Below are 24,713 nucleotides of genomic sequence, written 5' to 3' on the forward strand. Positions count from 1 at the left end.
ATGGCCATTTTGAACATTCTCGAATTTCCGGACCCGCGCCTGCGCACTATCGCCAAACCGGTGGCCGTAGTGGACGACGAAGTGCGTCAGCTGGTCGATGACATGTTTGAAACAATGTATGAGGCGCCAGGCATCGGCCTCGCCGCGACCCAGGTCAACGTGCACAAGCGTATCGTCGTCATGGACCTTTCCGAAGACCGCAGCGAGCCTCGGGTGTTCATCAACCCCGAGTTCGAAACCCTCACCGACGAGATGGAGCAGTACCAGGAAGGCTGCCTGTCGGTACCGGGTTTCTACGAAAACGTCGACCGCCCGCAGAAGGTCAAGATCAAGGCCCTGGACCGTGACGGCCAGCCTTACGAACTGATCGCCGAAGGCCTGCTGGCGGTGTGCATCCAGCACGAATGCGACCACCTCAACGGCAAGCTGTTCGTCGATTACCTGTCTAATCTCAAGCGTGACCGGATCAAGAAAAAACTGGAAAAGATTCATCGCCAGAACGCTTGATGCCCTTCTTCAAAGGCTTGCCGCGGCAAGCCTTTTTCTTTTTGCGATTGCTTTGTAATTGAGAGCTTCCCATGACTGAGCCACTGCGCATCGTCTTTGCCGGCACCCCCGAATTTGCCGCTGAACACCTCAAGGCCCTGCTGGCCAGTCCTCATGAAATCGTCGCGGTCTATACCCAGCCGGATCGCCCTGCCGGTCGTGGACAGAAACTGATGCCCAGCCCGGTCAAGCAACTGGCTCTGGAGAATGGCCTGCAAGTGTTGCAGCCGCCGACCCTGCGCGACGCGCAAGCCCAGGCCGAACTGGCCGCGCTGAAGCCGGACTTGATGGTGGTAGTCGCCTACGGCCTGATCCTGCCGCAAGTGGTTTTGGATATTCCGCGCCTGGGTTGCATCAACAGCCACGCCTCGTTGCTGCCGCGCTGGCGCGGTGCGGCGCCGATCCAACGCGCCGTGCAGGCGGGCGATGCCGAAAGCGGCGTGACCGTGATGCGCATGGAAGCCGGCCTGGACACCGGGCCGATGCTGCTCAAGGCCAGCACCCCCATCAGCGCCGACGACACCGGCGGCAGCCTGCACGACCGCCTCGCGCTGATCGGCCCGCCCGCCGTGGTCGAAGCCATTGCCGGCCTGGCCGCCGGCACGTTGGAAGGCGAAGTGCAGGACGACAGCCTCGCCACCTACGCGCACAAATTGAACAAAGACGAAGCCCGCATCGACTGGAGCCGCCCAGCGCTCGAACTGGAGCGCCTGGTGCGCGCGTTCAACCCGTGGCCGATCTGCCACAGCACCTTGAACGGCGAAGCCTTGAAAGTCTTGGCCGCCAGCTGTGCCGAAGGGAAGGGCGCACCGGGAGAAATCCTCAGCGCCAGCAAGGACGGCCTCGTCGTTGCCTGCGGCGAACAGGCGTTGTGTCTGACGCGTCTGCAATTGCCTGGTGGCAAGGCGCTGAACTTCAGCGACCTGTTCAACAGCCGCCGTGAGAAATTTGCCGTCGGCACCGTCCTCGGCCAAGCGGCGGACGCTTCATGAACCCGCGTCTGGCCGCCGCCAAGGCACTCGCCGCCGTGCTCAGCGGCAAAGCCTCGCTCAACAGTTCCTTGCCGACCCAACTGGACAAGGTTGAAGATCGCGATCGCGGTTTCACCCAGGACCTGGCGTTCGGCACCGCCCGTTGGCAACCGCGCCTCTCGGCCCTGGCAGCCAAGCTGTTGCAGAAGCCGTTCAAGGCCGCCGACGCCGACGTCGAAGCGCTGCTGCTGGTGGGCCTCTATCAACTGCTCTACACCCGCGTCCCGGCCCACGCCGCCATCGGCGAAACCGTGGGCTGTGCCGACAAGCTGAAAAAGCCCTGGGCCAAGGCCCTGATCAATGCCGTGTTGCGCCGCGCCCAGCGCGAAAGCGAAACCCTGCTGGCCGAACTGGAACACGACCCGGTGGTGCGCACCGCCCACCCGCGCTGGTTGCAGAAATCCCTCAAGGCCTTCTGGCCCGAGCAATGGGAAGCCATCTGCGCGGCCAACAACGCCCATCCGCCGATGATTCTGCGGGTCAACCGCCGTCATCACAGCCGCGATGCCTACCTGGCGTTACTGGGCGAGGCGGGCATCCCGGCCATCCCATGCCAGTACAGCCGCGACGGCATCGTCCTGGAAACTCCGGGCGATGTGCGCGCGCTGCCGGGTTTTGCCGAGGGTTGGATCAGCGTCCAGGACGAAGCCGCGCAACTGGCCGCCGACCTGCTGGAGCTGGCGCCGGGCCAACGGGTGCTGGACGCCTGCTGCGCGCCAGGGGGCAAGACCTGTCACATCCTCGAAGCCGAGCCGAAACTGGCCGGCGTGGTGGCCGTGGACCTGGAAGCCAAGCGCCTGGTTCGGGTGAGGGAAAACCTCGCACGGCTGGGCCTGGACGCCGAGCTGTTCGCCGCCGACGGTCGCGATACGGCAGCCTGGTGGGACGGCAAGCCGTTCCAGCGCATCCTGCTGGACGCGCCCTGCTCGGCCACCGGCGTCATCCGTCGCCATCCCGACATCAAGCTCACCCGCCAACCGGACGACATCGCCGCGCTGGCGCAACTGCAAGGTGAATTGCTCGACGCTTTATGGCTGACCCTCGACGTGGGCGGCATGTTGCTGTACGCCACCTGCTCGACCTTGCCGACCGAGAACACCGAAGTCATTGAAGCGTTTCTCGCCCGAACCCCCGGCGCCCGGGAGCTGGACATCGCCACCCAGGCCGGGCTCAAGCAGCCACACGGCCGGCAATTGCTGGCCCAGGAAGGCGGGCATGACGGGTTCTACTACGCCAAGTTGATCAAGATCGCCGCCGCACGCGGTTAAACCGATTCGATAGGAGTGACTGGATGAAAATCATCATCCTGGGTGCAGGGCAGGTCGGCGGTTCGCTGGCGGAACATCTGGCCAGCGAGGCCAACGACATCACCGTGGTCGACACCGACGGCGAACGCCTGCGCGACCTCGGCGACCGTCTCGACATCCGCACGGTGCAGGGGCGCGGTTCCTTGCCTACGGTACTGCGCCAGGCCGGCGCCGACGATGCCGACATGCTCGTGGCCGTGACCAACAGCGACGAAACCAACATGGTTGCCTGCCAGGTCGCCCACACGTTGTTCCACACCCCGACCAAAATCGCCCGGGTGCGCGAAGCGGCGTACCTGACCCGTGCCGACCTCTTCGACAACGAAGCGATCCCGGTGGACGTGCTGATCAGCCCCGAACAGGTGGTGACCAACTACATCAAGCGCCTGATCGAACACCCCGGCGCCTTGCAAGTGATCGACTTCGCCGAAGGCAAGGCGCAACTGGTGGCGGTCAAGGCCTACTACGGCGGCCCGCTGGTGGGCCAGCAACTGCGCCAACTGCGCGAGCACATGCCCAATGTAGAAACCCGCGTTGCAGCGATTTTCCGCCGTGACCGGCCGATCCTGCCTCAAGGCGACACAGTGATCGAAGCCGACGACGAAGTATTCTTCATCGCCGCCAAGGCGAATATTCGCGCAGTCATGAGCGAAATGCGCCGCCTCGACGAAAACTACAAGCGCATCGTCATCGCCGGCGGCGGCCAGATCGGCGAACGCCTGGCCGAAGCCATCGAAAGCCGCTACCAAGTCAAGATCATCGAAATGAACCCGGCACGCTGCCGCTACCTCTCCGACACCCTCGACAGCACCGTGGTGCTGCAAGGCAGCGCCTCCGACCGCGACCTGCTGCTGGAAGAAAACATCGCCGACGCCGACATCTTCCTGGCGCTGACCAACGACGACGAAGCCAACATCATGTCCTCGCTGCTGGCCAAGCGCCTGGGCGCCAAGAAGGTCATGACCATCATCAACAACCCGGCCTACGTCGACCTCATCCAGGGCGGCGACATCGACATCGCCATCAGCCCGCAACTGGCAACGATCGGCACCTTGCTGGCCCACGTACGCCGCGGCGACATCGTCAGCGTCCACTCCCTGCGCCGCGGCGCGGCCGAAGCCATCGAGGCCATTGCCCACGGCGACGCCAAATCGAGCAAAGTGATCGGCAAAGCCATCCGCGACCTCGGCCTACCGCCCGGCACCACCATAGGCGCGATCATCCGCGACGAACAAGTGCTGATCGCCCACGACGACACCACGATCCAGACCGGCGACCATGTGATCCTGTTCCTGGTGGACAAGAAGCATATTCGTGACGTCGAGAAGCTGTTCCATGTGGGGTTGAGTTTTTTCTAACTAAACCTTCTGGGTGGATGAGCTCTTCCTAACAAAACAATCCCCGTGGCGAGGGAGCTTGCTCCCGCTGGACTGCGCAGCAGGCCCATTTCTGCGACCGCTGCGCGCCCAAGCGGGAGCAAGCTCCCTCGCCACGGATTCATAGGAGTCTTCAAATGCTCGATTCCCTGGAAAAAATGCTCGCCAAGGGTGTGGATAACTCCCTACTGCGCTTCGGCCTGGGCAAGGGTTATCTCGATCTAGGCGAATTCCCCCGCGCCGCCGAACACCTCCAACGCTGCGTCGAATTCGACTCCAAGTATTCGGCGGCATGGAAGCTGTTGGGCAAGGCTCATCAGGGCCAGGGCGATGCTGCGGCGGCTCGCCAAGCCTGGGAACGAGGTTTGGAAGCGGCCCGGGCGCATGGCGATAAGCAGGCCGAAAAAGAGATGACGGTGTTCCTGAAAAAGCTGGATCGCAACCCCTGAACACCACGCACCTGTGGCGAGGGAGCTTGCTCCCGCTTGAGTGCGCAGCACTCACAAAAAAAGTCCACCGCGTTCTCAATACCCGCCCGCCAAACAACCAATACACGACCCCCCTTTGGTGAGGGGATTTTTCCCCGCTGGGCTGCGCAGCAGGCCCAAACAGCCATCCAGTTTGGCTGATATATTGGAAACTAGCAGGGGTTCTTCTTAACAGATGTCTGCTTTCGGCCGATTGTGTTGAAAAAGTCGGTTGTTCCAGGCGGCCCGCGTACTGACTGCTGAAAACGCCTTTCTTGCGCACAGTTATGTGAATCTGAGCCGGAACCCTCTGCTGAAAATAAAGATTTCAATCCAGGCGCGTACTTTTCTGCCGTGGAAACGGTGGTCGACTTTTTCTACACAATCGACCAGAGCAGACAGTCAGCGCAGTAAATAAATCTGTCCCCTTCGTCCCCTTTAATCGTCTCCTTTAACCCTGAGGCTTTAGCTGGCGAAAAAGCGTAATTTGCAATTTTAAACGGTTTTTAGAGCATTATTCTTTCCGGTAGCAACTCGTAAACCTGCACGCCATTTGCCCATTTTTCAGGGAGCTCCTCATTGTCTAAGGCGGCCAAAATGCCTTGCGTTAATTCGGTCGGGTGCATGACGCACCCTTTCGACTTGTATTTATTAACTGTCTCAGTAGTAATTACGTTGTGGAGGTGCTTTATTTCTTGGACTTCCACGGCGTTGCGCGTTGAAATGCACGCCTTTACGCTAGTCGATATGTTTGAGCGGCATTTATGTGGGCGTACAGAATAAATTTGACACTCCCCATTTTCTGCCAGAAAAGCACATGCCTTGTTGTACGCATGAAAAGTTTTATCTTTAGCGTATATGGCGTGCGTAGCTTACTTACCAATAGCTCTCTTCGTTCGACGGGTAGTGATTTGACGTGATCTGCGATGAGAAAAGCCTCTGGAGGTAGAATTTCAACTCTCAGGTTGCAACAATGGTGGCATCCTCTTTTGCACTCAACGCTAGTTTTTGTCGTTGAAAGGATATTTTTTGTAATCGAGTCAGTTTCCAACTCAAATTCCGAAATTGCGGCTACTAAAACTCTAGGGTCTTTTCCGATGCGAATTTTTTTCTTCAGTTTTGTGGAGTACTTTCTGATGTTGTACTTCATTTTTGCGTACTCGAATGATTGGACCGTAGCGCCGTTCGACGGAGTCCGAAACAGGGGGGGCAGCCTAGCGTTTCGCTCGAAGGTAGCATTTAGCAGGCCGTCGAGCGACTGTTTTTGGGCCGATAGCCGCCTGCCGGCGAACCGGGGACAAACCAAGATTTGGGTTCACCCGTAATCGGACTCTCTCATAATTATGGTCTGCCCCCGTTTCCCCGATCAGCGAGCGACCCAGAACCCTCCTCTTGGGGATCGATGAGCGCTTTGAAAAGTTGGTTATTTACATGCATAACAAAGTCATGGATATCTCTCATCATTGCTAGGATCGCTATGCTCGAGAATTCCTGTTCTTTGCCTTGAGGGTTTCTCCCGTTACGATGCACGATATCGTGCCGAAGAGTCACCGCACGGTGAAGTCGTGCCTTAAGTTCAAGGTTCGGGAAAACTTGGATATTGAAGGCAATCTCATAAAGCTGCTCAACTTTTCCCAGCCGATGATAGATCTGATCTCGCAAATAATCTTGGACACGTCTTTCTACCGTCAGGCTCTCATTCCATGCCTCAAAGAGGGTGAGCTTCTGAGAAGATAATTTTTCCTCTTTCAAGAGAAGATTCTCAGTCGCGCCTACCTCTTCCGCCACTAGTGTCATGAGTGTGTTGGCGAGGTAAGCCTCCATTGCGCTGATGAGTCCAGATAGAACCAGCTTATTAATTTCCGGCGCAGAGCTCTTGAGTAGTCCTGAGCCGCCAATGCCATACGTGTGCAGTACCTCAGTCATGTGACTGTAGCTCGACAAAAACTCGAATAGCGGATCATCAGTAGTCCGAACGTTATTTTGATCAGAGCTTGTGCCATGCGAATCGGAAAGATCTGTGAGCTCACTGGAAAATACCTCCACATTTTGATAATCCACTAACGTGACTTCGTACCTGTAGGAAGTTTTTTTCACGGTGGCGTCGTAACGCATTCCGCAGGTGTCACAGTCAATCACGGTATTACGAGTGGAAGGCTCTTCAAGCCAGCTTGTGTCGGGAGCAGGTACCGAGGTTCGACTCGCGCGTGTACAACTAGGGCATTTAAACAGAACGATGGTGCTAAGGGGCATTGGAGAGATCCGGGAATGAGGGCGCGAAAGGAACGTTGCACAACCCTAGCTGAGTACGGTGATGCCTTAAAGTTTTGATACTCGATTGCAACGATCTCCAGTCGTTCAGGGCAGTGCAGCAGCTGACTTTTGCCTCTGGCGAAGAAGAATGATTGAGGTATCTTGTCAAGCTGCCGATCTGCTTAAGACTCCAAGGAAGCCAATGCTCAGTTCACTCGTTTCAAATGGTCAGCTACAAGCGACTGATCTCTCAGAACTGATGGTCCCGTGGTGGAGTTTCACGAAAACAGTCTTGGCTGCTACGGCCCTATCGTTGGTGCGTGACGGGCTGGTCGGATTGGATGACCCCGTTCTTGATCAGCCTTTTACGCTACGCCAGTTACTGCGGCATGAGGCCGGTCTGGCTGATTACGGAGAACTTGCGGAGTATCACACCGCCGTTAAAAACAGTGAGCCAGCCTGGCCAGCCGATGAAATGATGCAACGCCTTGACGGTGCTCGACTCCGATACACTCCCGGAAACGGTTGGCGTTACTCGAATGTCGGCTACCTGCTTGTCGGCAGGCTAATTGAACGGCTGACTGAGATGAAGCTTGATGAAGCGGTAATTCAACGCACACTTTCTCCTCTGGGCTTATCGAGCGTTCGCTTTGCAAAAACGCGAGCAGACTTACAAACGACCCACCTTGGAAGTTCCTCAAATTATGATCCCGCCTGGGTTTACCACGGTTTGTTGATCGGCCACATTTCGCAAGCAGCGTTATTTCTGGATCGACTCTTCTGTGCGGACCTGCTCTCCACGGGCTTGCTTCAGGAAATGCAGAGAGCGCGAGCATTGGGCGGCTCGATTTCCGGTCGCCCTTGGCTCACGCCGGGCTATGGCCTAGGCGTGACGCAGGGGGCGATTGATGGAGGGTATTCACTATGCGGGCACACTGGCTGCGGGCCGAGCAGCGTCATTGCCGTCTACCATCTCTGCGACGGCGACGCATCGGCTTGTTGTGCTGTTTTTGAGGCGGGGTCCAGTGAAGGCTCCGTCGAAGCCGTCGTCGTTGAGCAGCTCATGCAAGTTCTGCGTGAGGGGAGCTGACTGCTCTCCGGTCCATACACGTCGGTCTAAAGTTTCGCCAAATGACTGCTTTGGGTCGTTTTCTGCCTCTCGCGACCGGCGGAAAACGGCCAGAAGCGGTCATTCACAGCTCAGAAAAAAGTGAGGCCTGACCGTGCATGAGATATCTTGCCTGCCTCGAAACCGACTTGTATTCATGGAGGAAAAATTGCGGATTTACATTACAGGTGCTTCGTGCGCGGGCGTGACCACGTTGGGTCAACACGTCGCAACTCTGCTCGGTGTACGACAGGTCGATGTCGATGATTATTTCTGGATGCCCACTAACCCTCCTTTTACGACCAAGCGACCTCCCAGTGACCGCGTGTCATTGATCCAGCAAAAGTTCGGTGACGACGATTGGGTGCTAACCGGTTCTTGTATGGGGTGGGGAGAAGCGCTGATTACCCATGTCGATATGATTGTGTTCGTTGTAACACCAACGCCCGTTCGCCTTGACCGGCTGGCCGTACGTGAAAAGGAACGCTTTGGAGATCGGATAGCACTGGGTGGTGACATGCATGAGATACATGTGGCCTTTCGGGAATGGGCTTCGCAGTATGACGATCCGAACTTTTCAGGACGCAACCTGGCGTGGCACGAGGCCTGGCTATCAACGCAGAACGCTCCGGTCTTACGGATTGACGGGATGAACAGTGCCGAAAAGATGGTCGCGGATGTCATTCATGCTTTGTCGCAAGCAACGCAATAGCTCGAAACCGGAACGGCTGAGGCACGAATCTCGACGCGCGCCTTAGTAATGTCCGCTTTGGGTCGATAGCTGCCGCTTGCGTGCGCACGGTCCGCACATCAAGATCCCTAGCAACTCAGAAGCTTCGTACCCAATCAGGGAGGACTGACCGCCAATGGAGATTCAACGGGTTACGCACATGCCGTCACAAATTTCTGCCCTTGAGAAAGAGGCTGTGGCAGAAGGTTTCATGTTTATCACCCGGCTGACTTCGGAATGGTATTCAGGCACCAATTGCTTCGATGCGCCAGGCGAATGCCTAATGGCAGCGTATCTAGACCGGCAACTGGTGGGCGTTGGAGCTCTGTCTGTTGATCCGTTCACGCATACCCGCACAGGAAGGCTGCGGCGTGTTTATGTGACTCCTGCGTCACGGGGGCAACAGATTGGCAGGCGACTGGTTAGCGCCTTGCTTGCCCACGCCGCTTTGCACTTTGAAAGTGTGCGTCTTTACACCGACACTTTTGAGGGAAGCACTTTTTACCTGCGCTGCGGCTTCACACGAACTCAAGACGCTCATGCGACTCACATCGTGCAGCTAAGAAGCCTCTGACTCTGGCAGCTATCGGCCAGAAGGGCACACTGGGTTGACTCCCCATCCCTATAAATAACAGCATGCGGGTCTCCAGCCTATACAGGGTGTCGATGCCCCTTACCAGCCTGATTTTTTTGTCGATAGCCAAGGATGAGAAATGGACGTTCCCTCTCCGGACATAGCTGAAGAGTTGGAGGATGAGGGCAGTGATCTCGTCTTCCCGGAGCCTGAGCCCCGCAGCTTGGCCGCCAGTGCGCACCTCCTGGACTCAGGGCGCGATCAGCTTTATCAGGTCACTTACCGCCTCGCCACTGACCAGCAGATCAAAGGGCTTTTTCGTAGGAAAAGGCCAGTAGGGGATTTGCTGCAGCCTTCGAATTTTCTCGGTCGTCCTTGCTATGAGCTGTGGACCAAAGGTTCGCTGGCCGGCATTGCTGTGCTGGGTTTCTCCGGCATGGAGTTCTCTGACGAAATCTGTCTCACTGTCACGCTAGATGCGGTGTATCTCGCCAATAGCAGTCGTGGTACGGGGCTGGTCTACTCCTTTTTGGAGGAGGTGGCCAAAGCTGCATACCTGCTGTCGATGGCGCCTCTTGCTGGGCCTGGTCGCGAGTTACCAAAGAAGCTAGTCAACCTGACCATTACGGCCGAGCTACATTCAGATGGCGGGCTGAATGCTGTGAGGGCACTAGGTGATTCGCTTTCATGGATGTTCTCGCTGAGTGGGTTCCCGTCTCTAAAAATTATTGTTGAGGACAGCAATTTCTAGAGCGCCAAATACGGTGAAATCGATGTGATGCAGGGGTTCTTAGGAGGGCTGGCGGACAAGGGTCGATGAAGGCTAATTAGTTCTGCAGAAAATCGGGAAAACGGACGGACAGATTGAGAGGGGAACCAATCTAAGTGCTAGGGAAGGGCATCTAATGGCCGTTTTCGGTCGCTCTCGGAGGGCGGAGGCAAAAAGAAACCCGGCGCAGAACGCCGGGTTTTTTATTGGAAAAATATACCTACTGCCGCGGCTCCACATTATCCAACACCCGATTCGCCAGCAGCGAACTCAACTCAATCAACTGCTGAATCCCCTGCGCCACATGACGCCTCGATCCTTCCAGATCAAACGCCAGGTCACTCACCATCGCATCAGCCGAAGCCAGCGTCTCACTGAGGTTGGCGAGTAGGCATTCGTTATCGAGGCCTTTCACGACGGCGTACAGCTGCCCCGGTTTAGGGTCGTCTTTGGATTTATCCGGTTTCGGCCGCAAGTAGTGATCGAGCACGCGTTTGGTGGTTTCGTCTTGCTGCTTGGCTTTGGATTTTGCGGATTGTGGGGTGGGGCCTGCATCTGGAGGATTTGGAGTTGCTTTGAACATTTTCACGTTTCCTTTGTTAGTAGGCCGCTACCGTCTCGCTACTAAACGAAAGGGGAGGCAGCTGTGCGCAAGTTAGTAGACCGGTAGGAAAACGGAAAACCCGGCGCGCCCGAAGGCGCCATGCGCACAGCCACCATCGAGTGCAGGCAATGCCCGACTGATGAGACTCATGCGACCGTATCCTTAACCGGGCTACTAAACCCGACCACTGATGAGCAGTGGCAGGACGACAATAGAACCCAGAAACAAGGCGCACAAGCGGGCGGATTCTGGCGTAGTTGTAGGCAAAGGCGCAAGGATGCGTAGCTTGATGGAGGTTGTAGGCGGGGGTTGTAGGAGGGAGTCTTTTTGGCGCTGCTGGCGGCTTGTTCTGCCTGGATCCGGGGCTTGCTCGCGATAGCGGTCCAACTCCCAAACAGTCAATCACGGGCATAACTGATAAAGACGCTTCAAGAACCTCCCTTCGTTCCGTTAAGTGGCAGCCTGACCAAGCCATGTCTATAGTTTTTCCCCCAGATACCTATCGGAGGCATGGACATGAGCCAGAGCATTTCGCCCGCCGCTTCAGCTGCGCGGAACACGGGCATGGTCGCCACGACCTTATGGGGCTCGGACAAGATCGCGGGTATCACGGTCGATCCGGACGGTGCTATCTGGCTTGGCGCTTATAGTCGCCTGGGGCTGGGGGGCGAAGAGGATTCGGGTTTCACCGCCAGCCTGGTCCGGTTCAGTGCCGACGGTAGCCTGGACCGCAGCTACAGTGGAGACGGTAAATCCCTGCTCCCGGTGGCGCTCGATATCGAGGACGGCGGTAATGGCGCCGTGCAGCCGGGAGGGGGTTACCTGGTGGCGCGCTACGTGAAAGTGGGCGACGCCTGGGTGTCGGGCATCAGTCGTAACTTGGCTGACGGCAGCCTCGATACGGCTTTCGGCAACGGCGGCGCTGCGACAGTGCCTTTCTACTGGAATGAAGATCTAGGCCAGCAAGCGTCGTTCTCCGTGCAACGCGACGGCAGCTTTTTCGCCAGCGCCGCGTATCCCTCTGGGGAGATCTATATCGCCCGCTTCGACGCGACGGGGACCTTGGTTTCGTCTTTTGGAGAGGCTGGGGTCCTGCACCTGCCAGCGTCCGTCGGCATTCACCCCAGCCGCACGATCGACGTTTCGCTGCAGGCAGACGGGAAGGTTTTGGTCACGGGGCAAGCTACCCTGACTCGCCTCAACCCCGACGGCACTCTGGACAGCAGCTTTGCGAACGGCGGCAGCCTGGCCCTGAATGTTCACGCCGACGCGCTCGTCATCCAGGATGACGGAAAAATCCTGCTGGCGGGCGCCTTGGGCGGCGTGGCGAGCGTCATCCGACTCAACACCGACGGCTCGCTCGACACAAGTTTCGGTGATCAGGGCCAGGTACGTTGGGGCTCGCAAAGCGCTCCTTTCGCAGTCACCGACATGATCGTGCTGGCCAACGGCAAGCTATTGATAGGCGGAACCCAAGGTACGAGCGCGGACGGCTATCTGGCCGCCTTGGTTCAGTTGAACCCCGACGGTCGCCTGGACCATAGCTTCGGCAATCCCGACGACGGCTATTACCACCTTGATGGTGGCCGCGATGATGACTTCTTGCTCGGTACCGACTCGTTCGACGATGCGATCTCTGGCGGGGCCGGCAACGATCTGCTCGATGGCCAGCAAGGTCGTGACCTGCTGACGGGCGGGGCCGGGGCCGATACGTTCCATTACCAATCAGTCGCAGACAGTTACCGAACCGCAACCGCGGCCCATAGCAACCGAATCACCGACTTCGACCCCAGCAGCGATACGCTGGACCTTTCCTCCCTGGGCTTCCTCGGGCTGGGCAATGGCTATGACGGAACACTGGCGATACGCGTCAATGAAAGCGGGACGCGGACCTACCTCAAAAGTTTTGAGGCCAATGCCGATGGGGAACGCTTCGAAGTGGTCTTCGACGGTAACTTGGGCCAAGCGCTGAATGAAACCAACCTCCTGTTCCAGCAAGCCAGGTTGATGGGCACCGAAGAGACCGATCGTTTACAAGGCAACGCTCGAGGCGAAATCATCGAAGGGCTCGCGGGCGACGATCGCCTTTATGGAGCGCTCGGTAATGATGTATTGGTTGGCGGAGCGGGCCGGGACCTATTGGCGGGTGGCGGCAATAACGATGTGTTCCGCTTCGATGCCCTGAGCGACAGCTACCGTACCGCCACCGAAAACCATACTGATCGCCTGATGGACTATACGGTGGGTGAAGACACGATCGATTTGTCCGCCTTGGGCTTTTCCCGACTGGGGAACGGTTACAACGGCACGTTGGACGTGATTTTCAATGAAGCCAAGAACCTGACTTACTTGAAGAGCTACGAAGCCGACGCCTCCGGGGCTCGATTCGAGTTGAGCCTGGTAGGGGACCACTCCGGTTACCGTAACTTGAACATCATCTTCACCGAGCCTTCGGAAGAAGAGCTCTATCAATTGATCGGCGTGGCTGGCTCGCTGGTGTAAAGATCATTCCTTGCCTTGGGCCGCTTTCCGGGCGGTCCAAGGCGCTATGAAGCAACAGCTCGACTGCTGCCACATGCGCCCCGCTTTGCAAAAAATCGAACGTCGCTTGGTTTGCAAACGCACCCACCGCTAGCGTCAGACGGGCCAGCCAATCTCATCCTCACCGCAACTGCGCGCGCAGCCCTTGCAGGAGAGCTTCTGACTTGGATAGGCAATGAAGTGCTTTTTTCAGAAACCGTCTTGCTTCCCAAATGAATACATGAACTAATTGTCCCGAGTCCCGGGATCTGGGACAGATGGTTCGAGGTAAACATGAAAGGTCAAGACATTGGCGTACTCCTCAAATTAATTTGTCTGCAACGACACGAATTGCGCGGGAAGGCTATGGCTGCCTGGCCGCATGACTGGAAAGACTGGAGGAGCCTTGAAGAGGATCCTTTGGGAGCAACGGAAGAAGAGCTGGATCCGGATGTCGGAATCATCAGCCTTTCACGCTATACGGCCCGCTCTCTGGAGATGCAGACTGGCATCAGCAAGACTCAGATAAACCGCTCGCTCCAACACTGTATGGACATCGGTCTGACCAGGAACGACCGCAAGCTAAATGTTCCTAGGGTCAATACTAAAGCGCTGCTGGAGTTCATCGTTTACGGTGTGAAATACGTTTTTCCTGTTCGCCCCAGCGAACTGACTCGTGGCATTTCGACCAGCTTTGCCGCCCCTGTGCTGGCCAATCAGCTTCTCAGCGCTGGAGAGCACCCGCTGGTTTGGTCATACGCACGCGGCAACACCATGGGCATGAAGGTTGAACCGCTGTTCAAGACAGCGCCCGACGCGGCGAGAAGGGACCCGGAAATGTACGCGCTACTCGCCTTGGTCGACGCAGTACGCCTCGGCCAGCCACGCGAAAGCAATCTGGCAGCAAAAAACCTGCAAGAGCGCTTGGAGTTTCGATGACCGTATTCAATGTCCTGCGAGACATGCTTAAAGAGGTTGCCAAGGCCCTTGGGCCCGATATGTGCCAGCAGATGACCTTTGTTGGTGGTTGTACCACCGGTCTGCTGTTGACCGATGACTTCACCCGCGAGCAGGTCCGAAGTACGGAAGATGTCGATCTGATCGTGCATGTTATGGGGGCGATAGGCTTCGTCCGCCTACAAGAACAGCTTTCCCTGCGAGGCTTTCGGCTCAGCCCGAACGACGAGGGGGATGACCTACCGATCTGCGCTATGAAGCTGGGCGAGTTGCGCGTCGATTTCATGCCAGACGACGACACCCTCGGATTCAGCAATCGTTGGTACAAAGACGCCATGGCCACTGCAACGCCATACGAGCTGGATGCGGAAACCACCATCAATCTGGTCAGCCCCGTCTACTTTGTAGCCACCAAACTGGAGGCTTGGAAAGGCCGTGGCCGTGGCGATGCGCTAACCAGCCGAGACATTGAGGACATTCTCCACTTGGTCGACGGGCGATCCGAGTTGTTGGACGAAATTCAGAGCGCCAAGGTTGAGGTCAGCACTTACATAAGCCACGAAGTCGCCAAGCTGCTGGACGATAACAATTTCGAGTATGCGGTAAGCGCCCAATCTAGAGGCGATTCAGATCGCGAAAATTTGTTGTTCGAACGTCTGGAGTCACTGGCCGGAGTCCGTCCTTGACGCAAATTGACTGGAGCAGCCGCCAAGGATGGCGGACACAAAGCAACAATGATGCCGCCGCTGTCGGTCAAAAAGGTCACTTCCTGCTGGCAATGCTGGTGGATGCAGCCGAGAGAGGTGAGGGTCAGGCCCTGGCGCGACACTGGGCCAAAATCATTGTCAGAAACGCACTTGTCGCCAACGAGCCGCCGAGTACGGCCAGCCTGCTCGATGTGATGCGCGTCGAACAGCATAAGCTGCGCCATCAGCACCTGCATGCCGTCGCCAGCTACTGCTGCGCGCTTATCGACCTGCGGCTGCAGCACCTGTATCTCCTGCACGTGGGAGATTGCCGGGCCGGCATCCGCCAGAGCAGCGGTCATATCGATTGGCTGACCCGTCCGCATGATCTGAGCCAGCAGCCCATTTGGCCGGCCTCATACGCGGAGGCTTCGCAGTACCGCCATATGCTGACCCGCTCTTTGAATGCAAAGCGCTTCTACGTTCCGGAATGCCAGAATATTCCCTTTCCCGCGGATGCCAGTCTGGTCCTTTGCAGCGATGGTTACTGGTACGAACATCAACAACTGGGTGTTGCTCTGCAAAAAGTAGAGGACGACACAAGTATCCTGGCTTTGCAGCCGAACAAACCTGCTCGCGCCCCAACGAACAGCGAAGGCCTTTTCATCATTTCGGTATGAGCGAATCGATTAACCCGACTTGGTAGGCATCAGATAATCGCTTTTGGGCCGGTTTTGGCTTCTGGCAACGAGCAGCTTCTGGTCGCCCTCCCCCGACCCCCCCTCAGCCCCCTTCATTGTTGCAGTTGGCCGCGTGCTTGAGATACGTCAGCGCTTTCCGCTCACCCATCGAATCAAGGTAGATGATCCGCGCATTCACCAACCCGCAGGTCTGGCCACTGTCTTCCGTCAGCGAGATCACTTTGTCGATGTCCAGGTGAGTGCCGTAGGCGTAGGTTTCGCTGGCCGCTTTGTCTTGGGCCATGGCGGGTAATGCGCCGGCGCTCAGAGCGGTGAACAGGCAAGCAGTGGCGATGGTTTTCAAGTTCATGGTCGTTTCCCTTCAATGAGTTCGATGGCGCTCATTTAAAGCCCGTACGGTATCTCGGCTGTGTCGAAAAACACCGTGGTTGGATGCGTACGTATCTGAGGTGAATTGCGATACAGATCGATACAATCGCCACTGTTTTGCTTGGCTCTGGCTTGATTCAGGGCTGGATAAGCTGAACGCACGGTGCGTCGCCAACCGGCAACACGGCATCGTCACACTGCGCAATCGATGCGCGCATTTCGGAGAGCAGGGCATGGAACATGTCGATCACGTATTGATCGTGGATGATGATCGGGAGATCAGGGAGCTGGTCGGCAACTATCTGATAAAGAATGGTCTGCGCACCACCGTGGTCGCCGATGGCCGTCAGATGCGGGCGTTTCTCGAAGCCAATCAGGTGGATCTGATCGTGCTCGACATCATGATGCCGGGGGATGACGGGCTGCTGCTGTGCCGCGAACTGCGCGCCGGAAAGCATAAGGCAACTCCCGTGCTGATGCTGACGGCTCGCAGCGACGAGACCGACCGCATCATTGGCCTGGAAATGGGCGCCGACGACTATCTGGCCAAACCCTTCGCGGCCCGGGAGCTGCTCGCGCGCATCAACGCGGTGCTGCGGCGTACCCGCATGCTGCCGCCCAATTTTGTTGTTTCCGAAAGCGGCCGCCTGCTCAAGTTCGGCCGCTGGCGCCTCGACACCACCGCCCGCCATCTGCTCGATGAAGACGACACGCTGGTCTCGCTGAGCGGCGCCGAGTACCGGCTGCTGCGGGTATTTCTCGATCATCCCCAGCGGGTACTGAGCCGCGACCAGTTGCTCAACCTGACGCAGGGCCGTGACGCGGACATCTTCGACCGCTCCATCGACCTGCTCGTGAGCCGCGTGCGTCAGCGCTTGCTGGATGACGCCCGCGAACCCCTCTACTTGAAGACGGTGCGCAATGAAGGCTACGTCTTTACCTTTGCAGTCGAAATGCTTGAGGAGCAGGCATGAAACTCGCGTTGCAGTGGCCCCGCACGCTGGCCTCGCGGCTGTGGCTGGTGTTCCTGGTCGGCCTGATACTCGCCCAGGCCCTGACCTTCGCAGCCCAGTACTACGAACGCTACGAAAGCACCAAGACGGCCATGTTGGGCAATTTCGAACACGACACGGCGACCTCCATCGCCATCCTCGATCGTCTGCCTGCCGACGAGCGCCCGGCCTGGACCAAACGTTTGCAGCGTCGCAACTATGACTATTTGCTGCGCGAACATGATCCTGGCATTCCACTCACCTCGAACGATCTCGCGGCGACGGCGGCGCAATCCCTTCAAGTCTCGCTGGGTCGCAACTATGACCTGACGGTTGTCGAAATCCCGGGACCACGCCAGCATTTCCAAGCCCAGGTGCGACTGGCTGACGGCAGCCCGGTGACCATCGATGTGCGCCCCTCGGTCAGGCCGTTGTCGCCCTGGTTGCCCTTTGCCTTGGCCGGTCAGTTGCTGTTGATGATCGGCTGCACCTGGCTTGCCGTGCGGATCGCGATACGCCCGCTCAGTCGCCTGGCCGAGGCGGTCGAGAACCTCGACCCGAACGCCCATCCGGTGCAGTTGGATGAAACCGGTCCACGGGAAGTGGCCTACGCCGCCCGGGCGTTCAACAGCATGCAGGCGCGCATTGCCGCTTACCTGAAAGAGCGCATGCAATTGCTGGCGGCCATTTCCCATGACTTGCAGACGCCCATCACGCGCATGAAGCTGCGCGCCGAGTTCATGGACGACTCGGTCGAGAAAGACAAACTGGGCAACGACCTGAGCGAAATCGAGCATCTGGTGCGTGAGGGCGTCGCTTATGCGCGCAGCGTCCATGGTGCGACCGAGACCAGTTGCCGCATCAGCCTGGACTCCTTTCTCGACAGCCTGGTGTGCGACTATCAGGACACTGGTCACGAGGTCAGCCTGCGCGGCCAGAACGGCGCGGTGATCGAGACAAGGCCCCATGCCCTGCGGCGTGTTCTGGTGAATCTGGTGGATAACGCGCTGAAGTACGCCGGCACCGCCGAGGTGGAAATCAGCGGCGATACGAACGCTGGCGTTTCGATCAGTGTGCTTGACCGAGGCCCGGGCATCCCGGAGGAGGTCCTGGCCGAGGTGGTCAAGCCGTTCTATCGGGTGGAAAGCTCACGCAACCGCAACACGGGCGGCACCGGCCTGGGCCTGGCCATCGCTCAGCAGTTGGCCGTCGCCATTGGTGGTTCACTGAGCCTGCGCAACCGCGACGGCGGCGGTCTTTGCGTGACCCTCGACTTCGGCATCGATCGGTAGGCCACGCTGGCTGCACGTCAAGTGCAGCCTTTGTTTTTCGATTCATTCGGATGCATTTGTAAGCCACTGTATCCAGCGCATCTACAGACTCAAAAGAACGCATAACGGCCGGGTGTCGAACATTTCCGGTATACATGCCGCTGCAAGAATTCTCCCTATCAACTCGCCATCGGATCCCCCGAATGGCGAGCCCTGACCTAAGGAGATCTTGCCATGAATACCCAGTCCAACCGCGCTCAAGCCGCCAACCAAGCCCAGGCCGGCAGCTATATCACCACCCAGGACGGCGTACAGCTCTATTACAAGGACTGGGGTCCGAAAGATGGGCCAGTCGTCACTTTCAGCCATGGCTGGCCGCTGAATTCCGATAGCTGGGAATCACAGATGTTGTTCCTGGCGGACCAAGGCTATCGGGTGATCGCCCACGACCGCCGCGGCCATGGTCGTTCCAGCCAGCCGTGGGAGGGTAACGACATGGATCACTATGCCGACGACCTGGCCGCTGTGATCAACACCCTGGATCTTAACGATGTCACCCTGGTGGGTTTCTCGACCGGGGGTGGCGAAATCACCCGCTACATCGGCCGCCACGGGACCGATCGGGTGAAGAAGGCCGCACTGATCAGCGCCGTTCCACCGATGATGCTCAAGACTGAAGACTACCCAGGCGGCTTGCCGATCGAAGTGTTCGACGGCCTGCGCAGGGCCTCGCTGGACAACCGCTCGCAGCTGTATCGCGACATCGCGTCTGGCCCGTTCTTCGGCTTCAACCGCGACGGGGCGAACGTCTCCCAAGGGTTGATCGATTCGTTCTGGGTGCAGGGTATGCAAGCGGGCCACAAAAACACCTATGACTGCATCGCGGCGTTCTCGGCGACGGACTTTCGCGCCGACTTGGCTGCGTTCGATGTGCCGACACTGATCGTGCATGGCGACGATGACCAGATCGTCCCGATCGACGCCTCCGCCCATGCCGCCGCCAGGCTGGTGCAGAACGCCGAGTTGATCGTCTATCCGGGCGCGCCGCACGGCCTGACTGACACCCACAAGGACCGCCTCAATCAGGATCTGTTGGATTTCCTGGCCAAGTGAATCCATCGCTGCAGCGTCACCCCTCTAATCAATGTAAAAAGGAATGATCATGCTCAATATCAAATCGCTGTTGGCCGTCACCATTACCGCTGCGTTGGCGCTGACAACCCTGAATAGCGCAACCGCCGCGCAACCCGACGCCGCCAAACCGACCATCGTGCTGGTCCATGGCGCATTCGCCGAATCGTCGAGTTGGAATGGCGTTGCCGCCCAGTTGTTGAACCAAGGTTATCCGGTCGTGGCAGCCGCCAACCCGCTGCGCGGAGTCAAGCAGGACGCCGATTATGTCGCCGATATCGTCGAGCACACCGCCGGCCCGGTGATCCTGGTGGGTCACTCCTACGGCGGAGCCGTGATCACTAACGCGGTGCACAACAACCCCAGGGTCAAGGCGCTTGTCTACGTCGCGGCCTTCGCGCCGGACAAAGGCGAAACCGCTATCGAACTGTCCGGTCGCTACCCCGGCGGCACCCTTGGGCCAACCTTGGCCGCTCCGGTACAGTTGGACGACGGCAATAAGGATCTCTACATCCAGCAGGACAAATTCGGCCAACAGTTTGCCGCCGACGTTCCAGCGGCAGACGCTGCGCTGATGGCCGCCACGCAACGCCCAATCAGCGAGGCAGCATTAAAAGAAGCGTCGGGCGACCCGGCCTGGAAAAAACTGCCGTCCTGGTTCATCTACGGCTCGGCGGACAAAAACATCCCCGAGGCGGCCCTGAAGTTCATGGCCGAACGCGCAGGTTCGAAAAAGACCGTCACCGTCCAGGGCGCCTCCCATGTGGTGATGACGTCGAACCCGGGGAAAGTGGCGGAGCTGATCATTGAAGCGGCCCAGGCCAGTTCCAAGGGGTGATCAGTTAAAGCGGGCCTTCGAGAAGAACCAAAAACCCGGCGCAAAACGTCGGGTTTTTTCGTTGAGATAATCTCCAGGCAAACCGCATCGCCCTGTTTTGCGACTGCTGCGCAGCCGAGCGGGAGCAAGCTCCCTCGCCACGGGTACTGTCTGGGCTGACTGGACCGCTTTCCAAATCTTTATGGCAGCGCGCCCATTGGTATAGATAATCTATCTGCGAATCATTAGCATTGCCTGCATTGGCTCCCCGTTTCCCCGCAGGTACTCACTCCATGCTATTTCCATCTCGTCTTACGTTGCTTGCTGCGTGCTGCTCGGTCAGTTTTCTTGCCCAGGCGGCAGAGCCTATTGAATTGGGCGTAACCGACGTTACTGCCAGTGCGGCCAAACCCAATTCCAACACGCTACCCACGCCCTATGCTGGAGGTCAGGTGGCGAGGGGAGGTCAGATGGGGGTGTTGGGCAATCAGGACAACATGGATGTCCCGTTCGTGATGACCAGTTACACCTCGCAGCTGATTGAAGATCAGCAAGCGGAAGACGTGGGTGATGTGCTGCTCAATGATCCGTCGGTGCGTCAATCCTATGGGTTTGGTAACCAATCCCAGGTGTTCGTGATTCGAGGCCTGCCGCTTGCCAGCGACGACATTTCATACAACGGGTTGTATGGGGTTTTACCCCGCCAAATCCTGTCGACGGATGCGATCGAGCGTGTCGAGGTGTTCAAGGGCCCCAACGCGTTTATCAACGGTGTCAGTCCGACGGGCTCGGGGCTTGGGGGCGGCGTCAACTTGCAGCCCAAACGCGCAGAGGATGTCCCGACTCGTCGCTATACCCAGGACATCAGCACCGACGGCCGCATTGGCGAGCATTTGGATATCGGACAGCGATTCGGCGAGGATAACCGCTTTGGCGCCCGGTTGAATCTGAGCCAGCGCGAAGGCGAAACAGCGATCGATAACCAGGATCAGCGCACCAAGTTGTTCGTGGCGGGCTTGGACTATCGAGGCGATGACTTCCGCATTTCCACCGATTTCGGCTATCAGAAACAGCGTATCAACGGCCTGCGTAACTCTGTGAATATCGGCAGCGCCACCCGCCTTCCCACGGCTCCGCACGCGAGCCACAATTTTGGCCAGAACTGGACTTACTCCGAAACCGAAGACACCTTCGGCATGGTTCGTGGCGATTGGGACCTGAACGAAAACTGGACCGCCTACCTGGCTGGGGGTGTAAAGCACACCCGAGAAACCGGGGTCTACGCCACACCAACACTGGTCGGCAATAACGGTGTCGCGACGATCGGTGGCTCGGAAATTCCCCACAATGAAGACAACACATCGTTCAGTGGCGGGTTGAACGGGCGCTTCAACACGGGCCCTGTTTCCCATCAGGTTGCGATCGGCGGCTCAACGATCTGGACCCAGCAGGAAAACGCCTACACCTTCTATCGTTCCGTCACTGGGAACAGCAATCTCTACAACACCCCACAGGTTCCCAAGCCGACTGCGGTGTCCCGTACTGGCGGTGAAATGGGCGATCCCGGGGTGACCGGCAAAATCCGCAACCGTAGCCTGGCGATCTCCGACACGTTGGGCTTGTTCGATGACAAGTTGCTGGTCACTTATGGTGTCCGTCGTCAGCAGTTGCGTGTCGAAAACTATAAGTACGACGGCACCACTTCAAACGGTGTAGCCAATCCAGCAAACGATGGCAGTCGTAGCACTATCAACGATAAAGCCATTACCACGCCCGTCTACGGCATCGTCTACAAGCCTGTGGAGAGCGTGTCGCTCTACGCCAACAGGATCGAGGGCCTTGCAAATGGACCGGTGGCGTCCGGTAGCGGCATCACGAACCTGGGCGAAGCCTTTCCCCCTGGCCGCACAAAACAGTTGGAAGCGGGCATCAAGCTGGACATGCAAACCTTCGGTGCCAACTTGGGTGTTTTCCGCATCGAGAAACCTGTCGATGGTTACGTCGACAACGCGCAGAACCTCTATGTGCGTGATGGTGAGCAGGTCAACAAAGGGCTGGAGATCAGCGTTTTCGGCGAGCCAATCGAAGGCCTCCGGCTAATGGCCGGCGGTACCCGCATGACGTCGGAACTCAAAAATACCGCTGGCGGCCTCAACGATGGCAACCACGCCGTTGGCGTGCCAACGTTCCAGCTCAATGCCAGCGTGGATTGGGATATCCCGGGTATCGAAGGGGCCGCTCTGAGCGCAAGGATGTTGCGCACTGGCGGGCAGTACGCTGATCAGGCCAACAACCTGAGCTTGCCTACCTGGAACCGTTTCGACGCGGGTGCACGTTATAAAATGAAGTTCGTCGAGAAAGACCTGACGTTGCGCGTCAACGTGGAAAATATTACCGACAAGAACTATTGGGCTTCGGCAAACGGCGGCTACCTTTCGCAGGGTGATCCGCGGTTGGTGAAATTTTCGGGGACTATCGATTTTTAAGTATTCATTTGAGGAAGGCTTGGAAATATCGAGACTGAAGCGGGGACACCCGACCCTCCATGGCGAGGGAGCTTGCATTCTTCGCTCCTGCGAATTCATATCACTCCACCCTACTCCTGCTTTGCCAGCAGAAAGGCCTTGAGGTGTTGAATCACCTGCTCTGGTTGGTCTTCATGAACATACAACTTGGCCTTGTCGATGCTGATAAAGCCGGCAAGGTTGCCAAAGCTTCGGCTCATCTCAATGGCATACGGCTCAGGAAAGGTATCGTCCTGCCGCCCCCAGATCAGTAAGGTCTGTGCCTCGATCTGGCCATGAAGACGGCTCAAGGCATCGAGCTGCGGCCAATCGAGCACTGCGATAAAGGCGCACCGGGCTTGCTCCATGCTCTGCGCGGACTGGATCAGCGGCGCGATAAAGCGCCGATGAAAGCTGCCGAGCAAGTGCTGGTGATCGTAGAGCGTTCCGCCAAACCCCCGCTTCGAACACAGATAGGCAGCACTTCTTAGCTGGATGCGAGCAAGCGCGCCATATCCCGGTAAACAACGCGCCAGTTGTTTGTAAAGACGCTGGTTGGGTGCGCGATGCCCAGGTATTTCACTATTGAGCAGAATCAACTTGGCCACGCGGCTGGCGTCCCAAAGTGCAAGGTAGCGGGCGGCGATACCGCCGCTGTCATTACCCAACAGGCTATAGCCCTGCGCAATGCCCAGGGCCGCAAGTAAACCCTGGAGCAGACGCGCCTGGCCGGCGGGGCTCAGATCATGTTCTGTTGACCAGGCTGTCATGCCTGCGCCAGGGAGATCCGGCACAATGCAACGAAAGCCTGAGGCAAGCGCATCGACCAACGGCGCAAAGGTATCGCCATTAAGTGGCCAGCCGTGCAGCATCAGCAGTACCGGACCTGTTCCATAGTCGCGATAACCAAAACGCAGCCCTTCGATACTGATGAACTGATGCGGTGCGGCAAGAAAGCCGCTGGCGTATGCATTCATTGTGCTGCCTCAAGTGCTGTGGAGTTTCGGCCAATGTAGTGGCAGCCAGGGCGAGCGACTTGTAAGAACCAACTGACTTGAGGACGCCGTGCAGAATTTTTTGATCTTGGGCAATCAGCTGACCCTGTATGTCGGGCCGCTACCCGACATCAGCCTCCATCGACATAGCGCCAGCGCTCTATGCGTGGGGTTACAGGCGCCTATTCAGGCACGAGGTACCGACGCAAGCCCATGGCAGCGTTACGATCAGTTATTCGTGCCAGCAGGTGTCGAGCATGCTTTGGCGTTTGCCGGGCAACCTGTGGCGGTGTTGTTTTTTGAGAAACAGAGCCGCCTTTACCAGCAGTTGCTGCTGCGTTACAACCTATCTACCGAGCACTTGAGCGATCCCGGGCCGAGCGCTGGCAACTGGCTGACGGAACTCAACGGGTTGACGGGCCGCGATGTGCAGGAAGGCGAAGCCCTTCTCGGGCAAATCGCCATGCGCTTGCTGCCCGATACGGGCGAGTCGAACCACGCAGACCCACGGGTACTCAAGGTGCTGGATGCGATGCAGGCGCAGCCCCAGCGCAATTTCACCACCCAGGAACTGTCGGCCCTCGTTTGTTTGTCGCCAAGCCGCCTTTCTGCACTGTTCAACCAGGCCATGGGGCTGCCGCTGAGGCGCTACCGGGTGTGGCTGCGTCTGCGCGCGCTGGTCGGTTTTGTCAGCCAGGGGCTATCGCTCACCGAAGCCGCGCAGATGGCGGGGTTCAGCGACTCAGCCCACTTCAGCAACAGTTGCCGCAAGCTACTGGGAGTCAAGCCGACTGACGTGCTGGCTGGCGAGGATCTACGCATCCTCTTTTCCAACCGTCTGTGAACAGCCTTTATGATTCTCGCAACACATTGCGTCGATCTCAAAGGTGCCAATCATCTAAAAAGTGAAAAGGGGACAAGTGAAAAGGGGATTATCTGCTGGAAATAAATCCCCTTGTTCCAGCTTGTCAGGGCTTGTAGAGATCAGTCTCAAGCTCTACTCGA

At 57.9% G+C, this 24,713-nt stretch carries 24 protein-coding genes; 19 read left to right on the forward strand and 5 right to left on the reverse strand.

The annotated features are described in order from the left end of the window. From def to J3P95_RS00400, 5 genes are all read left to right on the forward strand, one after another. Window positions 1-507 carry a peptide deformylase gene (gene def / locus J3P95_RS00380; protein WP_053126951.1) on the forward strand — a complete coding sequence of 169 codons (507 nt, stop codon included), beginning with the start codon at window positions 1-3 and terminating at the stop codon, window positions 505-507. 71 nt (window positions 508-578) lie between these two features. Beyond that, window positions 579-1,538, forward strand: coding sequence for a methionyl-tRNA formyltransferase (fmt, locus tag J3P95_RS00385; RefSeq protein ID WP_434579185.1), 960 nt, complete (start codon window positions 579-581; stop codon window positions 1,536-1,538). Next, the gene (rsmB, locus tag J3P95_RS00390; RefSeq protein WP_434579183.1) at window positions 1,535-2,845 is read left to right on the forward strand and encodes a 16S rRNA (cytosine(967)-C(5))-methyltransferase RsmB; all 1,311 of its coding nucleotides are present in this window, start codon (window positions 1,535-1,537) and stop codon (window positions 2,843-2,845) included. The genes fmt and rsmB overlap by 4 nt, the downstream gene beginning before the upstream one ends. Before the next feature lie 23 nt (window positions 2,846-2,868). After that, window positions 2,869-4,242, forward strand: coding sequence for a Trk system potassium transporter TrkA (gene trkA, locus J3P95_RS00395; protein ID WP_434579181.1), 1,374 nt, complete (start codon window positions 2,869-2,871; stop codon window positions 4,240-4,242). A gap of 155 nt (window positions 4,243-4,397) precedes the next feature. Further along, window positions 4,398-4,709, forward strand: a complete 312-nt coding sequence (locus J3P95_RS00400) for a hypothetical protein (RefSeq protein ID WP_434579179.1) — start codon at window positions 4,398-4,400, stop codon at window positions 4,707-4,709. Window positions 4,710-5,233: 524 nt separating this feature from the next. Here the strand turns inward: J3P95_RS00400 and J3P95_RS00405 are convergent. Both J3P95_RS00405 and J3P95_RS00410 read right to left on the reverse strand, forming a co-directional pair. Next, a complete protein-coding gene (locus tag J3P95_RS00405; protein WP_434626721.1) occupies window positions 5,234-5,587 on the reverse strand; it encodes a YkgJ family cysteine cluster protein in 354 nt (117 codons plus the stop codon). A gap of 481 nt (window positions 5,588-6,068) precedes the next feature. After that, window positions 6,069-6,842: a hypothetical protein gene (locus J3P95_RS00410; protein WP_434559828.1), complete on the reverse strand. Its 774-nt coding sequence runs from the start codon at window positions 6,840-6,842 to the stop codon at window positions 6,069-6,071. 340 nt (window positions 6,843-7,182) lie between these two features. Here J3P95_RS00410 and J3P95_RS00415 point away from each other — a divergent pair, with 340 nt between their 5' ends. The 4 genes from J3P95_RS00415 (at window position 7,183) to J3P95_RS00430 (ending at window position 10,143) form a co-directional block, all read left to right on the forward strand. Next, window positions 7,183-8,070 (forward strand): serine hydrolase domain-containing protein, encoded by an 888-nt coding sequence (locus tag J3P95_RS00415; protein ID WP_434579177.1) that lies wholly within the window; start codon window positions 7,183-7,185, stop codon window positions 8,068-8,070. 187 nt (window positions 8,071-8,257) lie between these two features. After that, window positions 8,258-8,800 carry an ATP-binding protein gene (locus tag J3P95_RS00420; protein WP_434563969.1) on the forward strand — a complete coding sequence of 181 codons (543 nt, stop codon included), beginning with the start codon at window positions 8,258-8,260 and terminating at the stop codon, window positions 8,798-8,800. Window positions 8,801-8,978: 178 nt separating this feature from the next. After that, window positions 8,979-9,392 (forward strand): GNAT family N-acetyltransferase, encoded by a 414-nt coding sequence (locus J3P95_RS00425; protein ID WP_434559832.1) that lies wholly within the window; start codon window positions 8,979-8,981, stop codon window positions 9,390-9,392. Window positions 9,393-9,531: 139 nt separating this feature from the next. Next, window positions 9,532-10,143, forward strand: a complete 612-nt coding sequence (locus tag J3P95_RS00430; protein WP_434559834.1) for a hypothetical protein — start codon at window positions 9,532-9,534, stop codon at window positions 10,141-10,143. A 238-nt stretch (window positions 10,144-10,381) separates the two neighbouring features. Here the strand turns inward: J3P95_RS00430 and J3P95_RS00435 are convergent, their stop codons facing one another. Further along, window positions 10,382-10,744, reverse strand: a complete 363-nt coding sequence (locus J3P95_RS00435) for a DUF6124 family protein (protein WP_434559836.1) — start codon at window positions 10,742-10,744, stop codon at window positions 10,382-10,384. 537 nt (window positions 10,745-11,281) lie between these two features. On the opposite strand from J3P95_RS00435, the gene J3P95_RS00440 reads away from it, so the two are divergent. The 4 genes from J3P95_RS00440 to J3P95_RS00455 all read left to right on the forward strand — a co-directional run bounded on the left by J3P95_RS00440 (window position 11,282) and on the right by J3P95_RS00455 (window position 15,608). Further along, window positions 11,282-13,267 (forward strand): M10 family metallopeptidase C-terminal domain-containing protein, encoded by a 1,986-nt coding sequence (locus J3P95_RS00440; RefSeq protein WP_434579172.1) that lies wholly within the window; start codon window positions 11,282-11,284, stop codon window positions 13,265-13,267. 312 nt (window positions 13,268-13,579) lie between these two features. Then, window positions 13,580-14,224 (forward strand): hypothetical protein, encoded by a 645-nt coding sequence (locus J3P95_RS00445; RefSeq protein WP_434579170.1) that lies wholly within the window; start codon window positions 13,580-13,582, stop codon window positions 14,222-14,224. Next, window positions 14,221-14,928, forward strand: a complete 708-nt coding sequence (locus J3P95_RS00450; RefSeq protein ID WP_434579168.1) for a hypothetical protein — start codon at window positions 14,221-14,223, stop codon at window positions 14,926-14,928. The genes J3P95_RS00445 and J3P95_RS00450 overlap by 4 nt, the downstream gene beginning before the upstream one ends. After that, window positions 14,925-15,608, forward strand: coding sequence for a hypothetical protein (locus J3P95_RS00455; protein WP_434579166.1), 684 nt, complete (start codon window positions 14,925-14,927; stop codon window positions 15,606-15,608). The genes J3P95_RS00450 and J3P95_RS00455 overlap by 4 nt, the downstream gene beginning before the upstream one ends. 103 nt (window positions 15,609-15,711) lie before the next feature. Here the strand turns inward: J3P95_RS00455 and J3P95_RS00460 are convergent, their stop codons facing one another. Further along, a complete protein-coding gene (locus J3P95_RS00460) occupies window positions 15,712-15,978 on the reverse strand; it encodes a DUF2790 domain-containing protein (protein ID WP_434579164.1) in 267 nt (88 codons plus the stop codon). Window positions 15,979-16,231: 253 nt separating this feature from the next. On the opposite strand from J3P95_RS00460, the gene J3P95_RS00465 reads away from it, so the two are divergent. The 5 genes from J3P95_RS00465 (at window position 16,232) to J3P95_RS00485 (ending at window position 22,695) form a co-directional block, all read left to right on the forward strand. Next, complete coding sequence (locus tag J3P95_RS00465; RefSeq protein ID WP_434579162.1) at window positions 16,232-16,972, forward strand: response regulator; 741 nt, start codon at window positions 16,232-16,234, stop codon at window positions 16,970-16,972. Next, window positions 16,969-18,282 carry an ATP-binding protein gene (locus tag J3P95_RS00470; RefSeq protein ID WP_434579161.1) on the forward strand — a complete coding sequence of 438 codons (1,314 nt, stop codon included), beginning with the start codon at window positions 16,969-16,971 and terminating at the stop codon, window positions 18,280-18,282. The genes J3P95_RS00465 and J3P95_RS00470 overlap by 4 nt, the downstream gene beginning before the upstream one ends. Window positions 18,283-18,495: 213 nt before the next feature. After that, window positions 18,496-19,374 carry an alpha/beta fold hydrolase gene (locus tag J3P95_RS00475; RefSeq protein ID WP_434579160.1) on the forward strand — a complete coding sequence of 293 codons (879 nt, stop codon included), beginning with the start codon at window positions 18,496-18,498 and terminating at the stop codon, window positions 19,372-19,374. Between the two features lie 43 nt (window positions 19,375-19,417). After that, window positions 19,418-20,230 (forward strand): alpha/beta fold hydrolase, encoded by an 813-nt coding sequence (locus tag J3P95_RS00480; protein WP_434559853.1) that lies wholly within the window; start codon window positions 19,418-19,420, stop codon window positions 20,228-20,230. 272 nt (window positions 20,231-20,502) lie between these two features. Continuing rightward, window positions 20,503-22,695, forward strand: a complete 2,193-nt coding sequence (locus tag J3P95_RS00485; RefSeq protein ID WP_434581318.1) for a TonB-dependent receptor — start codon at window positions 20,503-20,505, stop codon at window positions 22,693-22,695. A gap of 110 nt (window positions 22,696-22,805) precedes the next feature. Here the strand turns inward: J3P95_RS00485 and J3P95_RS00490 are convergent, their stop codons facing one another. Then, window positions 22,806-23,690 (reverse strand): alpha/beta fold hydrolase, encoded by an 885-nt coding sequence (locus J3P95_RS00490; protein ID WP_434579158.1) that lies wholly within the window; start codon window positions 23,688-23,690, stop codon window positions 22,806-22,808. An 88-nt stretch (window positions 23,691-23,778) separates the two neighbouring features. Between J3P95_RS00490 and J3P95_RS00495 the strand changes: the two genes are divergently transcribed. Continuing rightward, window positions 23,779-24,552, forward strand: a complete 774-nt coding sequence (locus J3P95_RS00495; RefSeq protein ID WP_434579156.1) for a helix-turn-helix domain-containing protein — start codon at window positions 23,779-23,781, stop codon at window positions 24,550-24,552. Window positions 24,553-24,713 lie beyond the last annotated feature (161 nt).

It is taken from the genome of Pseudomonas sp. Z5-35, from assembly GCF_051131945.1.
Classification (GTDB): domain Bacteria; phylum Pseudomonadota; class Gammaproteobacteria; order Pseudomonadales; family Pseudomonadaceae; genus Aquipseudomonas; species Aquipseudomonas marvdashtae.

Bases quoted from the DNA above. Each gene is read 5' to 3' on its own strand.
- def (WP_053126951.1), top strand. From the start codon at position 1: ATGGCCATTTTGAACATTCTCGAATTTCCGGACCCGCGCCTGCGCACT.
- fmt (WP_434579185.1), top strand. From the start codon at position 579: ATGACTGAGCCACTGCGCATCGTCTTTGCCGGCACCCCCGAATTTGCC.
- rsmB (WP_434579183.1), top strand. From the start codon at position 1,535: ATGAACCCGCGTCTGGCCGCCGCCAAGGCACTCGCCGCCGTGCTCAGC.
- trkA (WP_434579181.1), top strand. From the start codon at position 2,869: ATGAAAATCATCATCCTGGGTGCAGGGCAGGTCGGCGGTTCGCTGGCG.
- J3P95_RS00400 (WP_434579179.1), top strand. From the start codon at position 4,398: ATGCTCGATTCCCTGGAAAAAATGCTCGCCAAGGGTGTGGATAACTCC.
- J3P95_RS00410 (WP_434559828.1), bottom strand. From the start codon at position 6,842: ATGCGTTACGACGCCACCGTGAAAAAAACTTCCTACAGGTACGAAGTC.
- J3P95_RS00415 (WP_434579177.1), top strand. From the start codon at position 7,183: ATGCTCAGTTCACTCGTTTCAAATGGTCAGCTACAAGCGACTGATCTC.
- J3P95_RS00425 (WP_434559832.1), top strand. From the start codon at position 8,979: ATGCCGTCACAAATTTCTGCCCTTGAGAAAGAGGCTGTGGCAGAAGGT.
- J3P95_RS00430 (WP_434559834.1), top strand. From the start codon at position 9,532: ATGGACGTTCCCTCTCCGGACATAGCTGAAGAGTTGGAGGATGAGGGC.
- J3P95_RS00435 (WP_434559836.1), bottom strand. From the start codon at position 10,744: ATGTTCAAAGCAACTCCAAATCCTCCAGATGCAGGCCCCACCCCACAA.
- J3P95_RS00440 (WP_434579172.1), top strand. From the start codon at position 11,282: ATGAGCCAGAGCATTTCGCCCGCCGCTTCAGCTGCGCGGAACACGGGC.
- J3P95_RS00445 (WP_434579170.1), top strand. From the start codon at position 13,580: ATGAAAGGTCAAGACATTGGCGTACTCCTCAAATTAATTTGTCTGCAA.
- J3P95_RS00450 (WP_434579168.1), top strand. From the start codon at position 14,221: ATGACCGTATTCAATGTCCTGCGAGACATGCTTAAAGAGGTTGCCAAG.
- J3P95_RS00460 (WP_434579164.1), bottom strand. From the start codon at position 15,978: ATGAACTTGAAAACCATCGCCACTGCTTGCCTGTTCACCGCTCTGAGC.
- J3P95_RS00465 (WP_434579162.1), top strand. From the start codon at position 16,232: ATGGAACATGTCGATCACGTATTGATCGTGGATGATGATCGGGAGATC.
- J3P95_RS00470 (WP_434579161.1), top strand. From the start codon at position 16,969: ATGAAACTCGCGTTGCAGTGGCCCCGCACGCTGGCCTCGCGGCTGTGG.
- J3P95_RS00475 (WP_434579160.1), top strand. From the start codon at position 18,496: ATGAATACCCAGTCCAACCGCGCTCAAGCCGCCAACCAAGCCCAGGCC.
- J3P95_RS00480 (WP_434559853.1), top strand. From the start codon at position 19,418: ATGATCATGCTCAATATCAAATCGCTGTTGGCCGTCACCATTACCGCT.
- J3P95_RS00485 (WP_434581318.1), top strand. From the start codon at position 20,503: ATGCTATTTCCATCTCGTCTTACGTTGCTTGCTGCGTGCTGCTCGGTC.
- J3P95_RS00490 (WP_434579158.1), bottom strand. From the start codon at position 23,690: ATGAATGCATACGCCAGCGGCTTTCTTGCCGCACCGCATCAGTTCATC.